Source organism: Fundidesulfovibrio sp. YSD1, from assembly GCF_055397115.1.
The window spans coordinates 766,033-779,529 of sequence record NZ_AP043666.1 but is presented as its reverse complement, the minus strand read 5'-3'; the positions used below and the strand labels follow the sequence as shown (position 1 = coordinate 779,529).

Annotated in this window: 11 protein-coding genes; 10 read left to right on the top strand and 1 reads right to left on the bottom strand. The window is 68.2% G+C overall.

Annotated features, from left to right (window positions below):
• Positions 1–26: 26 nt before the first annotated feature.
• The 4 genes from ACZ5V4_RS03665 (at position 27) to ACZ5V4_RS03650 (ending at position 5,471) form a co-directional block, all read left to right on the top strand.
• A complete protein-coding gene (locus tag ACZ5V4_RS03665) occupies positions 27–938 on the top strand; it encodes a delta(1)-pyrroline-2-carboxylate reductase family protein (protein ID WP_464316821.1) in 912 nt (303 codons plus the stop codon).
• A 91-nt stretch (positions 939–1,029) separates the two neighbouring features.
• A complete protein-coding gene (ettA, locus tag ACZ5V4_RS03660) occupies positions 1,030–2,715 on the top strand; it encodes an energy-dependent translational throttle protein EttA (RefSeq protein WP_464316820.1) in 1,686 nt (561 codons plus the stop codon).
• A 401-nt stretch (positions 2,716–3,116) separates the two neighbouring features.
• On the top strand, positions 3,117–3,821 hold the full coding sequence (locus tag ACZ5V4_RS03655; RefSeq protein WP_464316819.1) for a DUF6125 family protein: 705 nt from the start codon (positions 3,117–3,119) through the stop codon (positions 3,819–3,821).
• A 108-nt stretch (positions 3,822–3,929) separates the two neighbouring features.
• Positions 3,930–5,471 (top strand): sigma-54 interaction domain-containing protein, encoded by a 1,542-nt coding sequence (locus ACZ5V4_RS03650; RefSeq protein WP_464316818.1) that lies wholly within the window; start codon positions 3,930–3,932, stop codon positions 5,469–5,471.
• A gap of 139 nt (positions 5,472–5,610) precedes the next feature.
• Here ACZ5V4_RS03650 and ACZ5V4_RS03645 read toward each other — a convergent pair whose 3' ends face one another.
• Positions 5,611–7,236: an FAD-dependent oxidoreductase gene (locus ACZ5V4_RS03645; RefSeq protein WP_464316817.1), complete on the bottom strand. Its 1,626-nt coding sequence runs from the start codon at positions 7,234–7,236 to the stop codon at positions 5,611–5,613.
• A 152-nt stretch (positions 7,237–7,388) separates the two neighbouring features.
• On the opposite strand from ACZ5V4_RS03645, the gene ACZ5V4_RS03640 reads away from it, so the two are divergent.
• The 6 genes from ACZ5V4_RS03640 (at position 7,389) to ACZ5V4_RS03615 (ending at position 13,459) form a co-directional block, all read left to right on the top strand.
• On the top strand, positions 7,389–8,702 hold the full coding sequence (locus tag ACZ5V4_RS03640; protein ID WP_464316816.1) for an O-acetylhomoserine aminocarboxypropyltransferase/cysteine synthase family protein: 1,314 nt from the start codon (positions 7,389–7,391) through the stop codon (positions 8,700–8,702).
• The gene (gene rsmA, locus ACZ5V4_RS03635; protein WP_464316815.1) at positions 8,699–9,553 is read left to right on the top strand and encodes a 16S rRNA (adenine(1518)-N(6)/adenine(1519)-N(6))-dimethyltransferase RsmA; all 855 of its coding nucleotides are present in this window, start codon (positions 8,699–8,701) and stop codon (positions 9,551–9,553) included. Before ACZ5V4_RS03640 ends, rsmA begins: the two co-directional genes overlap by 4 nt.
• Positions 9,554–9,726: 173 nt before the next feature.
• Entirely contained in the window at positions 9,727–9,999 is a 273-nt protein-coding gene (locus ACZ5V4_RS03630; RefSeq protein ID WP_464316814.1) for an HU family DNA-binding protein, read from the top strand.
• Between the two features lie 290 nt (positions 10,000–10,289).
• Complete coding sequence (rpsU, locus tag ACZ5V4_RS03625; RefSeq protein ID WP_173081155.1) at positions 10,290–10,490, top strand: 30S ribosomal protein S21; 201 nt, start codon at positions 10,290–10,292, stop codon at positions 10,488–10,490.
• Positions 10,490–10,933: a GatB/YqeY domain-containing protein gene (locus ACZ5V4_RS03620; protein WP_464316813.1), complete on the top strand. Its 444-nt coding sequence runs from the start codon at positions 10,490–10,492 to the stop codon at positions 10,931–10,933. Before rpsU ends, ACZ5V4_RS03620 begins: the two co-directional genes overlap by 1 nt.
• Before the next feature lie 192 nt (positions 10,934–11,125).
• Entirely contained in the window at positions 11,126–13,459 is a 2,334-nt protein-coding gene (locus ACZ5V4_RS03615; RefSeq protein WP_464316812.1) for an endonuclease MutS2, read from the top strand.
• The last annotated feature ends 38 nt before the right edge of the window (positions 13,460–13,497 follow it).

Here is a 13,497-nt window from a genome sequence, read left to right as displayed (position 1 = left end):
GCCGAACCCCAAGGACGGATGACCGCATGACCAAGCTCCACGACGCGGCCGCCACGGCCGCGCTCCTGCCCTACGTGCCCCTGAGCGACGAGATCGCCCGCACCCTGGCCCTGAAGGCCCGGGGCAGGGTGGCCTGCCCCGAACGGCTGAGCCTGCCCCTGCCGGACGGCGGGGTGCTCCTCGTGATGCCCGCCGGCGACGGCGAGACCGCCGTGACCAAGCTCGTCACCGTGTGCCCGGCCAACAAGGATCGCGGCCTGCCGCTGATCATCGGCGAGGTGGTGGCCATGCGCGCGGACACGGGCGAGCGCCTGGGCATCCTGGACGGCCCGGAGGTGACGGCCAGGCGCACCGCCGCCGCGTCGCTGCTGGCCGCCGAGCGCCTGGCCCCGGACCTCTCGGGGCCACTTCTCGTGGTGGGCTCGGGCGTGCAGGCCCTGTCCCACGCCATGGCCTTCTCCACGGGCCTGGGCGTGGAGGAGGTGTTCGTGGCGTCGCGCTCCTTCGAGCGCGCAGCCGCCCTGGCCGCGCGCCTGGCTTCGGCCGGGGTGAACGCCGTGGCCGTGAAGGGCGCGGACGAGGCCCTGGCCCGGGCCTCGCTCATCATCACCGCCACCAACAGCCCGGAGCCCGTCATCGGCGAGAACGTCCGCCAGGACGCGTTCATCGCGGCCGTGGGTTCGTTCTCCCCCACCCGCGCCGAGATACCCGCCGGGCTCGTGCGCCGCTGCCGCGCCTTCGTGGACGACCTGGACGCGGCCCGCGCCGAGGCCGGGGACCTGATCCTGGCCGGGGTCGATTTCGGCGCGGTGACGCCCCTCGAAAAGGTGGACTCGCGGCTTGAACTGTCCGGCCCGGTGCTCTACAAGTCCGTGGGCTGCGCGGCCCTGGACCTCGCCGCCGCCAGGCTGGCCTTCGGGCGCGGCCGGGCGGGCTGAGGCCAAGCGGCGTCAGGGCCATTTCCCGCTCAAGCGGGCCGCCACGGCCCGCGCGCATCCCGATAGAAATTTCCCCAAGAGGTGCCAGACAGTGTCCGAACCGAACAACAAGATCATCTACTCCATGATGCGGGTTTCCAAGTTCCACGACAAGAAACCCATCCTCCAGAACATCTCCCTGTCCTACTTCTACGGGGCCAAGATCGGCGTGCTGGGCATGAACGGCTCGGGCAAGTCCACGCTGCTTCGGATCCTGGCCGGGGTGGACAAGGACTTCCAGGGCGAGACCGTGCTCGCCCCGGGCTACACCGTGGGCTTTCTGGAGCAGGAGCCCCTGCTCAACGAGGAAAGGACCGTGCGCGAGGTGGTGGAGGAGGGCGTGGCCGAGACCATGGCCCTGGTGCGCGAGTTCGAGGAGATCAACGCCAAGTTCGCCGAGCCCATGGACGACGACGAGATGAACGCGCTCATCGAGCGCCAGGGCCAGGTGCAGGAGAAGCTCGACGCCGCGAACGCCTGGGACATCGACTCACGCCTGGACATGGCCATGGACGCCCTGCGCTGCCCGCCGCCCGACACCCCGGTGAAGGTCATCTCCGGCGGCGAGAAGCGCCGCGTGGCCCTTTGCCGCCTGCTGCTCAGGCAGCCCGACATCCTGCTCCTGGACGAACCCACCAACCACCTGGACGCCGAGACAGTGGCCTGGCTGGAGCACCACCTGCACACCTACCCCGGCACGGTCATCGCCGTGACCCACGACCGCTACTTCCTGGACAACGTGGCCGGGTGGATCCTCGAGCTCGACCGCGGCCGGGGCATCCCCTGGAAGGGCAACTACTCCTCCTGGCTGGAGCAGAAGCAGGAGCGCCTGCAGAACGAGGAGAAGGCCGAGGCCGACCGCAGGAAAACCCTCGAGCGCGAGCTCGAGTGGATCAGGATGAGCCCGCGCGGACGCCACGCCAAGAGCAAGGCCCGCATCAGCGCCTACGAGTCCCTGGCCAGCCAGGAATCGGAAAAGGCCGCCGGGGACCTGGAAATCTACATCCCGGCCGGGCCGCGCCTGGGCAACAAGGTCATCGAGGCCGTGGGCGTGTCCAAGGGCTTCGGCGAGAACCTGCTGGTGGAGGACCTGAACTTCCTGGTCCCGCCCGGCGCCATCGTCGGCATCATCGGCCCCAACGGCGCGGGCAAGTCCACGCTGTTCCGCATGATCACCGGCAAGGAGCAGCCCGACGCGGGCGCGCTGACCCTGGGCGACACCGTGGTGCTCGCCCACGTGGACCAGTCCCGCGAGGCCTTGAAGGACGACATGAGCGTCTGGGAGGCCATCAGCGAAGGCAAGGACACCGTGATGCTGGGCCGCAAGGAAGTGAGCTCGCGCGCGTATGTGGCGCGCTTCGGCCTCACCGGCCCGGAGCAGCAGAAGAAGGTCGGCGTGCTCTCCGGCGGCGAGAGAAACCGCGTGTTTTTGGCCAGGATGCTCAAAAGCGGGGCCAACGTCCTGCTGTTGGACGAACCCACCAACGACCTGGACGTGAACACCATGCGCGCCCTGGAAGACGCGCTGGTGAACTTCGCGGGCTGCGCGCTGATCATCAGCCACGACCGCTGGTTCCTGGACCGCATCGCCACGCACATCCTGGCCTTCGAGGGCGACTCCAAGGCAGTGTGGTTCGACGGCAACTACTCCGAGTACGAGGCGGACAGGAAGGCCAGGCTCGGCCACGAGGCGGACCAGCCGCACCGCATCAAGTACCGCAAGTTCAGCCGGGCGTAAGAGTATAAGAGTTAAAAGCAAGAGTAGAGTAAGAGTGATGTAAGGGCGCGCCCCCGTGGCGGGGCCTGGCGGGCGGTGCTCGCACGTCCCGGAGGTCATCCAAGCTGCCGGGCCTGAAGGCCCTCTGGCGCAAGCGCCAGCGCAAGATGACCTCCGAGCCGCGCAAGCCCCGCCCGCCAGGCCTCGCCACGGGGGCGCGCCTGTTTGCGCGGTCGAGGGGGAGGCAGGAGGGAATGCTTTCGCGATCCTGGCAGGCTTTTGTACGGTTGCCGGGCTGGTTTCCGATCCTTTTGGCGGGCTTCTGTGCCGCGTTGAAGCTGGTTTTCACTCCGTATCGCTCACGACCGTGGTGCCTGGCCACCCCCCACCAGGCGGCGCCCGGCTCCCGAAGGAGAAACGCCATGTCCTCGAACTCCCCAAAAAACGAGCCCGACGCGGCCGCGTCCCTCCTCGAAGCCGTCAGGCTGATCGCCGTCCATTACGGGCTCTGGTTCGCGGAGACCGTGCACCAGTTCGGCATCGAGAAGGCCCTTCAGGCCGAGGAGAAGGCGGGGCGGCTGGGGATGTCGCTGGCTCTCAAGCGGCTCTGCGGCGGGGAGAACCCGTTCGAGTCCCTGCCCGCCGAAAGGCTCGGGGAGCTTCGCGGCGAGCTGGCCAAGCTCTGGCTGGGCCTGGACGGGGTCTGGTTCCAGGCGGTCGAGTCCCTGGCCGGGATGGACGGGGCCAAGCGCGTCAACGACACCTGCTGGGCGCGCTTCGCGCCGCTCGAAGCCCTGCGCGTGAAGGCCCTGCTCGGGCTGCCGGAAGCCTGCGGCCTGGAAGGGCTGGAAGCGGCGCTTCGCGAGCGCTTCAACTCCCGCATCAACGAGATCGAAATGTCGAGGGAGGGCGGCTCCCTCACGCTTCGCCTGCTGGACTGCCGCGTGCAGTCCGCCCGGCGGCGCAAGGGGCTGGCCGACTACCCCTGCAAGTCCGCCGGGGTCACGGAGTACGAGGCCTTCGCGCGCTTCGTCGATCCGCGCATCGAGACCCGCTGCCTGGCCTGCCCGCCCGATCCGCTCGGGGAGGGCGAATTCTGCTCCTGGCGATTCACCTTGAAATCCTGACCGGGAACTGCTTAAGAAGACGCAGCTTTTTTGCCGAACCGGCGAGGCGGCCGACGCCTCCCCGGGCTCGCCTCCCGCGCCAACCCCGCAGCCGTCCCGGAGTGCCGCATGCTTGAGAAGGTCCTGGAATTCACCCGCGCCATCTTCGAGGAGTTGGACCCCAAGACCTTCCAGCGCCGTTTCCTCGAAATGCTCCTGGCCGCGCAGAACGTGGAGCGCGGCTCCCTCTGGGTGCGCCAGGACGGAATGATCGCCTGCATCGAGGCGGCCGGGGAGGAGAGCGAGCGCATCCTGGGCGTGGAGATCCCGGCGGACAAGCCCAGCGTGGTGGGCTGGGTCATCGCCAACGCGCGCATGACCATCGCCGAGCCCGTGCGCGACCCGCGCCACTACAAGGAGCTGGAACACGGGCTTTCGGCCAAGAGCACGCTCATCCTCTGCTATCCGCTGCTTCTCTCCGACGGGTCGGTCTACGGCGCGGTGGAACTCATCGACACGGCCGCCAAGGGCAGCCGCCTGAACCTGCGCAAGGACTTCCTGGAGCTTCTGGAGCACCTGGTGGCCGTGGGCTCCATCGCCCTGGGCCAGGCCCTGGCCTTCGAGCGCAAGGAGCGCGAATGCCGTGGGCTCAAGTCCGCCCTGGAGCGCTTCAAGGACCAGCCGCCCATCCTGGGCCGCTCCCCGGCCGTGCGCGAGGCCATGAAGAAGGTGCAGGCGTACGCGCGCACGGATTTTCCCGTGCTCATCACCGGCGAGTCCGGCACGGGCAAGGAGCTCTTCGCCCAGGCCATCCACCAGGCAAGCCCCCGGCGCGACAAGCCCTTTCTGGTGCAGAACTGCTCGGCCATCCCGGAGACGCTCCTCGAGAGCGAGCTCTTCGGCTACCGCAAGGGCGCGTTCACCGGGGCGGACCGCGACAAGACCGGGCTCTTCGAGGCCGCCGAGGGCGGCACGGTCTTTCTGGACGAGATCGGGGACATGGCCCCGGCGCTCCAGGCCAAGATCCTGCGCCTGATCCAGAACGGCGAGGTCAAGCCCCTGGGCGCCCCGGCCACGCGCACCGTGGACGTCCGCGTGGTCTCCGCCACCAACAAGGACCTCCTGAAGGCCATGGAGCAGGGCGAGTTCCGCGAGGACCTCTTCTACCGCCTGAACGTGCTGCCTTTGCACCTGCCCGCCCTGCGCGAGCGCCGCGAGGACGTCGGCGAGCTCCTGGACTTCTTCCTCAAGCGCGACAGCCTGCGCATGGGCCTGCCAGCCAAGCGCCTCTCGCCCGAGGCCAGGGATGTCCTGTGCGCCTACTCCTGGAAGGGCAACATCCGGGAGATGGAGAACCTGGTGAAGTACGTGCTCACCGTGGTGGAGGGCGATACGGCCGGAGCGCAGGACCTTCCGGCCCACGTGGCCGCCGAGGCCGGGAACGGGCGCCGGAGCGCGGCCCCGGCCGCCGGTTGCCCCGAAGCCTGCCCGGCCCCGCCGCAGGGGGCCGCGGACCTGTCCTCCATGACCTGGGAGGCATTGGAACGCGCCTACGCCCTTGAGCTTCTGGACAGGCACCGCTGGAACGTCACCAAGGCCGCCAAGCAGGCCGGGGTGAACCGCTCCACCTTCGATTCGCGGCTGAAGAAGCTCGGCATCTCCAAGGATTGATCCCCCCCGTATCCCGCCGTTGCGGGGGTGAAGCCCGCGAAGCTATCGCCGGGTCAAGGGGCAGGCACTGCCCCTTGCAGGTCCAGGGCAGAGCCCTGGTGGGTGCAGGGCGAAGCCCTGCCGGGGCAGAGCCCCGCTTTCAGCCCTTCTGCGCGCCCTCGCGGGCCAGGTCCTCGAAGATCGACAGCGCGGCCGCGCCTCCCTGGCCCACGGCTGTGATGATCTGGCGCACGCCGCCGGTCACGTCCCCCGCCGCGTAGACGCGCGGGACGTTCGTGTGCAGGCGCTGGTCCACCACGATGTTGCCTTCTTCGGTCAGTTCGCATCCCAGAATCTTCGCGGGCTCCGAGTTCGGGGTCTCGCCGATAGCCACGAACACCCCGTCCGCCGGGACCTCCTTGATTTCCCCGGTGGCCACGTTTTTCAGCCTCGCACCCGTGGCCTTCACGTCGCCCAGGATCTCCTCCACCACGTAGCCCATGAGCGTGGGGATGGACTCGCGCTTCACGGAGTCGCTCAGGTGGCGCTCGCCCCGGAAGGCGTCGCGGCGGTGCACGAGGGTCACGTCCACGCCCAGGTTCTTGAGATAGAGCGCGTCCGTGAGCGCGGTGTTGCCCCCGCCCACCACCAGCACCTTGCGGCCCTTGTAGAGGTAGCCGTCGCAGGTGGCGCAGTAGTTCACGCCGCGTCCGAAGTAGGTGTCCTCCCCGGGCACGCCGAGCTTCTTCCAGGTGGCCCCGGTGGCAAGGAGCAGGGCCTTGGCCTTGAAGGTGTAGCTGCTCGTTTCGGCCGTGACCTCGTCCTTGTCCGCCGCGAGCCTTACGGGCTCCTCCTGGATGACCTCGCAGTACTGCCTGGCCTGGGCGGACATGATCTCCATGAGCGTGATGCCCGGGATGTTGGCGAAGCCCGGGTAGTTCTCCACCACCGGGGTCAGCGAGACCTGCCCGCCGATGACCCCTCGCTCCAGGATCACGGTCTTCATGCCAGCGCGCCCGGCATAGATGCCCGCCGTGAGCCCGGCCGGGCCCGCGCCCAGGATCAGGCAGTCCACGGCGATGGTCTCGCCCGGGGCGTGCCTGGGCGTCGCGGGGGCCTGGCCCAGGTCCTTGAGCAGGACCAGTTCCTCGATGAAGCGCTCCTCGGGCTCAAGGCCGAGGATGTTCAGGGCGTCGTTGAAGTTGGTCTGGGGCACGCTGCCCACGCCGTAGCGGTCGGCCAGGTGGGGCATCTGGCCGATCTCCACGCACCAGGCCTCCACGAGGTCCGGGCGCTCCACGGCCGCGCGGATGGCGTGCACGGCCTGGGCCGGGCAGTAGGGGCAGGTGGGGGTGACGAACACCTTCACCGTGCGCTTCTCCGAGAGCTCCTTGAGCGTCCGGCGGGACTTGGCCGAAAGCCCGGAGTCGCGCCGGGAGGCGATGAGGATGGCCTCCAGGAAGGTGCGGCCTTCCTCGCCCAGCGGAGACCCGGCGAAGCGGATGTTGTAGCGCCCGGGCTCCACGAGCACGGTGGGCGAGTGGGTGACGCCCAGGGCCTTGGCGCGCTCCGAGCCCACGGCGTGCCCGGCCACGATGATCTTGTCCGAGATGTGGGCCAGGTCGGCGGCGAAGCCCGTGACGAAGTCGTTGAAGACGTCGTTGGCTCCGGCCAGGGTGAAGACGTCCAGGTGGACGGGGTCCTTCAGTTCCTTGAAAAGTTCCTTCAGCTGCTCGCGGCCTTTCTCGGGCAGCCGCCACTGGTGTTTCGGGGTCTCGTCGGCCATTAAGGGCGCTCCTTGGTTTGCCGCCGGTCAGGCCCCGGGCCTGGGGGCGGGCCATGTTCCTTAAGTATACCCGGCGGGAAACCATCTCAACTCCCTTTTCATTTTCGCGCCGCGCGAGTAGAGAATCGGCTAGCGTCAACAAGGAGCACACAATGAGCGCCAAGAAGCCCGGCATCGAAACCCTGGCCCTGCACGCGGGCCAGTCACCGGACAGCCAGACCCGCTCGCGCGCGGTCCCCATCTACCAGACCACCTCCTACACCTTCCGCGACACCGACCACGCGGCGAACCTCTTCGCCCTGAAGGAGCCCGGATACATATACTCGCGCATCATGAACCCCACCAACGAGGTTCTCGAGAACCGCCTGGCGGCCATGCACGGCGGCACGGCCGGGCTGGTCACGGCCTCGGGCATGTCCGCCATCTTCTACGCCGTGGCCGCCATCGCGCAGGCCGGGCAGAACATCGTCTCGGGCTCCAACCTCTACGGCGGCACGGTGACGCTGTTCGCGCACACGCTCAAGCGCTTCGGCATCGAGGTGCGTTTCGTGGAGTCCTCGGACCCGGCCAACTTCGCCTCGGCCATCGACGAGAACACCCGGCTGGTGTTCACCGAGTCCATCGGCAACCCGCGCTGCAACGTGGACGACATGGAGGCCATCGCCAAAGTGGCCCACGACCACGGCCTGCCGCTCGTCGTGGACAACACCGTGGCCCCGCCGCCCATCTTCAACCCCTTCGACTTCGGCGCGGACGTCTGCGTCTACTCGCTGACCAAGATCACCGGCGGCCACGGCAACTCCATCGGCGGGGCCATCATCGAGAAGGGCTCCTTCGACTGGGCCGCGTCGGGCAAATACCCCGAGATCACCGAACCCGACCCCACCTACCACGGCGTGAACTTCTACAAGAGCTTCTGCGGCCTGGAGGAGGACCGGCTCCGCTGCATGGCCTACCTGCTCAAGGTGCGTTGCGGGCTCTTGCGCGACACCGGGGCCTGCCTGGCCCCCCTGAACGCGTTCCTCATCCTCCAGGGGGTGGAGACACTGCCCCTGCGCGCCCGGGCACACTGCGAGAACGCCCTGAAGGTGGCGACCTTCCTGGTGACGCACCCGGCCGTGAGCTTCGTCAACTACGCGGCCCTGCCCGGTCACTCCGACTATGACCGGGCCAGGAAATACTTCCCCATGGGCCCCGGGGCCGTGTTCGGCTTCGGCGTGAAGGGCGGGCTCAATGCCGGGCGCAAGTTCATCGATTCGGTGAAGCTCTGCTCGCACCTGGCCAACATCCTGGACGCCAAGACCCTGGTGATCCACCCGGCCTCCACCACGCACTCCCAACTCACCCCCCAGGAACAGCTGGACGCGGGCGTCACGCCCGACCTGGTGCGCATCTCCGTGGGCCTCGAGAGCGCCGAGGACATCATCGAGGACCTGGATCAGGCCCTAGCCGCGAGTCAGGCGTGAGCGGCGGATTCTCGAGCCGACCGAAACGAAGCCTCGGCCAGAACTTCCTGACCGACCCCAACACCGCCCGCCGGATCGTGGACGCCCTGGGCGTCCGCCCCGGCGACTCGGTGCTGGAGATAGGGCCGGGCAGGGGGGCGCTCACGGGCTTTCTCATGCAGGGCCAGGCTTCGCGGGTCATGGCCCTGGAGAAGGACTCCGGGCTCGCCCCGGAGCTCGCGCGGGCCTGGCCCGGGCTCGCCGTGGTCAACGCCGACGCCATGGAGTTCTCCTGGGAGCGGCTGGGGCGGATCGCCCCGGTGCGCATCGTGGGCAACCTGCCCTACAACGTGGCCTCGCCCATCATGTGGGACGTGGCCTGGCGCTGCCCGGACTTCGCCAGGGCCGTGTTCATGGTCCAGTTGGAGGTGGCCGAGCGCATCGTGGCCAAGCCCCGCACCAAGGACTACGGCGGGCTCACGGTGTGGCTCCAGAGCTTCGTCACCGCCGAGAAGCTCTTCAAGGTGGGGCCCAACGTGTTCACCCCGCGCCCCAAGGTGGACTCCGCCGTGGTGGCCTTCACGCCCAGGCCCCTGTCCGAGCGCCCGGAAAGGCCCGGCAGGCTCGGGCGCTTCATCAAGGAACTCTTCGGGATGCGCCGCAAGCAGCTCGGGCGGATACTTGGCGCGCGCCTGTCCGGGGCGGCCCGGGGGTATCTGGAAAGCGAAGGGTTGTCGGCCTCCTGCCGCCCCGAGGAGCTCTCCCCGGCCCAAATAGGCAAGTTGCTGGAATTCATGGATTTGTCGCAAACTCCCTCAGAGGCGCAAAACGGCCGCGAAAGGGGAAAAACCCCCGGGAGTCCGCAAAAATAGGGCATTCCCGCTGGACATTGACCTTTGATTGCTATAAGCCTGAGCCACTTCCGCGTGGCTAGCGGGTTGTGTATACAGCCGGGCCGCCTTCCGGCGTCCGGCTTTGACGATTGCGAGAAAGCCTCGATACGCCAAAGGCGCGTATCGCAACAGAACCGAGGAGGAGAGGACAGATGACGAAGGCTGATCTGGTTGTTAAAATCGCTGAGAAGGCCGGAATTACCAAGGCCAACGCCGAACGCGCCCTGAACGCCTTCCTGGAGGCTGTCGAGGCCACTCTGGTTTCCGACGGCAAGCTCACCCTGACCGGGTTCGGCACTTTCCTGGTCGAAGAGCGTCAGGCCCGCACCGGCCGCAACCCCCGCACGGGTGCCGAGATCAAGATTCCCGCCTCCAAGGTGGTGAAGTTCCGCCCCGGCAAGCTGCTCAAGGACGCGGTGAAGTAGCATCATTTTTTTGGGAATGGGCATGCCGGAAACGGCATGCCCGCCTCCTCGGTTCCATGCGCCTGTTGCCGGCGGGCGGGGTGAAAGCCCCGGCGGCCGGAAGAGGGGAACAGGCTCCGGCGCCCGACGATTCCCGCCGCCCGGCCGAAAGGCCGGGCGGTCCTTTTTTGGCCTTTCGGAAAATAATGCTTGCCCAGGGCCTGAAGCCAGGGTATCCAGCTTTTCTTTCTCGAATGAGATATCTACGGGCGTCCGGCCATTGAGCCGGACCGGAAGAGGGGGTGATCTCTTTGCCCGGTGTTTACCTTGAAGAATCCGACAACTTCGACATCTCCCTGCGCCGTTTCAAGAAGCAGGTGGAGAAGGCCGGCATTCTCTCCGAGCTGAAAAAGCGTCAGCACTACGAGAAGCCGAGCGTCATGCGCAAGAAGAAGAAGGCTGCGGCCCGCAAGCGCCTGCTCAAGAAGATGCGCAAGATCAACCAAATGTAATGACTCTCCAAGAACAGATCGAAAAAGACTTTCTGGCCGCCTACAAGGCCCATGAGGAAGTCCGGGTGGCCGTCTTGAGGATGCTCAAGACGGCCATCAAGAACCGGCAGGTCGAACTCATGCGCCCCCTCTCCGACGAGGAGGTGCTCGAGGTCGTGGCCCGCCAGGTCAAGCAGCGCCTGGAATCCATCGAGCAGTTCGGCCAGGCCGGGCGCGTGGAAATGGCCCAGCGCGAAGAGGCCGAACTGGCCGTGCTGCGCGGCTACCAGCCCGCCCAACTCTCCCCCGAGGAGACGGCCACCGCGGTCGACGCGGCCATCGCCCAGACCGGGGCCGCCTCCGCCAAGGAGTTCGGCAAGGTCATGCAGGCGCTCATGGCCGCGCACAAGGGCCGCATCGACGGCAAGGCCGCCGGGGAACTGGTCAGGCAGAGGCTCGGCTGACCGGCCGTCCATGAAAAACGCGCAAGCAGTTTTTCATGGACGCAAAGCCTCGCGCCACGCGGCGTTCGAAACCCGCGCGGGCGGGCAGCAAGGCCGCCGCGCCGGACGCGTGGCGGCTTCATCCGTTCAGGCCCGGGCCGGTCAAGCGTACGGCCCCGCATCCTTCACCTGCGTTTCACCCCAAGACCAGCCATGAACGCCCGCGCCCTCGCACAGCTCGAATTTTCCAAGGTCCTGGCCCACCTCGCCAAGCTGGCGGCCAGCGAACCCGGAGCGCAGGCCTGCCTGGACCTCACGCCCCTTCCGGGACCCACGGCCCTTGCCCACGCCCAGGAGCTCCTGCGCCAGGCCGTTGCCTGCGCCTCGGAGACCGGGCTTCGCATCCAGTCGTTCCCCCAGCTGGACGGCGTGTTCCACTATCTTTCCCAGGGCCACCGCGTCCTGGACGCCGACGGCCTCTGGGCCGTGCGCGAGGTGCTGGAGGCCGCCAGGGCGCTGCGCGAGCATTTCTCCCAGAATCCCGACGCCCCGCGCTGGGCGCTCCTGGCCGAGACAGTCCTGTCCGCGCCGTGGCCCGAGCGCCTGCACCCGGCGCTCAAACGCTGCCTGGCCAAGGACGGCGGGCTGCGCGACGAATCGAGCCCCGAGCTCTTCTCCGTGCGCCAGGAGATCAGGCGCATCCACCAGCGCTGCACATCGCAGGTCAAGGATTTCGTCTCCAAGGAGGGCCTTGGGCCCTACCTCCAGGACGACTTCATGACCATCTCCTCGGACCGCTACGTCCTGCCGCTCAAGGCCAACTTCAAGGGCCGCGTGCAGGGCATCATCCACGACTACTCCCAGACCGGCGAGACCTGCTACGTGGAGCCCATGTTCCTGGTGGAGGTGAACAACCGCCTCCAGGAGCTCAAGCGCGAGGAGCGCGAGGAAGAGCAGAAGGTCCTGGGCTACCTCACCAACCTGGCCCGCGACGAGGAGGACGCCCTGCGCGCGGCCTACCTGCTGGCCGTGGACACCGACGTGATCCTGGCCAAGGCCTCCCTGGCCGGGCTCCTGGACGGTCAGGTGCCGGATGTCGGCGGCGGGGGCTCGGTGGAGCTCTTCTCGGCCAGGCACCCGCTGCTGGCCCTCACCGAGCCCGGCAAGGCCAGGCCCGTGGACATCCTCCTCAAGCCCGACCAGCGCGCGCTGATCATCAGCGGGGCCAACGCGGCGGGCAAGACCGTGTGCCTGAAGACCCTCGGGCTCTCGGCCGTGATGGCCCTGGCCGGGCTGCCCCTGGCGGCCGGTGAGGGCAGCCGCCTGCCGTTCTGGCGCGAGGTCTACGTTTTCATGGGCGACGAGCAGAGCCTGGAGGACCACCTCTCCACCTTCACCGCCCAGATAAGCCACTTGAGCCGCGCCTGGGGCGGGCTGGATTCCGGCGCGCTTGTGCTTTTGGACGAGTTCGGCGCGGGCACGGACCCCTCCCAGGGCGCGGCTCTGGCTCAGGCCGTTGTGGACAAGCTTCTGGAGAAGGGCGCTTTCGTGGCCGCGGCCACGCACTTCCCGGCGCTCAAGGCCTACGGCCTGACCAAGCCCGGGGTGCGCAGCGCCTCCATGCTCTTCGACCCCAAGAGCAAGAAGCCGCTCTACGTGCTGGCCTACGACCAGGTGGGCTCCTCCGTGGCCCTGGACGTGGCCCGCGACTGCGGCCTGGACGAGGACGTGCTGGACCAGGCCCAGAAGTACCTGCTCATGGGCGGCGAGGATTCGGCAAGGCTCTTCGACAGGCTGAACGAGCTGGCGCTGGAGCGCGAGAACGAGCTTTCCGCCCTGGCCCAGGAGCGCCGGAAATTGAACGAGCGCCGCCTGAAGCTCGCCGAGAGCTTCGAGAAGGAACGCAAGAAGCTCCTGGACGAGCTGGCCGCCAAGTCCCGGACCATCCTGCGCCAGGCCGAGCAGGAGAAGATCGGGCGCAAGCAGGCCCTCAAGGAGCTCGCCCAGGCGCGGCGGGACGTGGAAAAGCTCTCCCTCGAGCCCGCCGGGGCCGAGGCCCCTGCCGCCGCCGCGCCCGCCTGGAGCTTCGAGGAAGCGGCCGTTGGCGCGCGCGTCACGCTCAAGGGCTGGGAGAAGTCCGGCACGGTGCTGGAGCGCGACGAGAAGCGCCGCTCGCTCAAGCTGGACATGGGCGGCGTGAGCCTCTGGGCCGCCTTCGAGGACGTCTCCCCGGCCAAGGGCGGGGCGGAGCGCCCCAAGGCCCCGGCCCAGGCTCCCGTGAACGCGCCCCCGGCGCCCTCCGGGCCGTCCATGGTCCTCGACCTGCGCGGCATGCGCGCGGACGCGGCGCTCTCGGAGCTGGCGGCCTTTCTCGACAAGGCCATCCTGCGCGGCATCGGCAGCCTGGAGATCGTGCACGGGCGCGGCACCGGGGCGCTTCGGCGCGAGGTGCACGCGTTTCTCAAGGACTTTCCGGCAGTGGCCTCCTTCGAGGTCGCTCCCGAGGACCGGGGCGGCGACGGCATGACCATGGTGGAATTGAAATAAAGACGCCCCCCGGGGGTTGCCCCGGGCGGAAACGAACT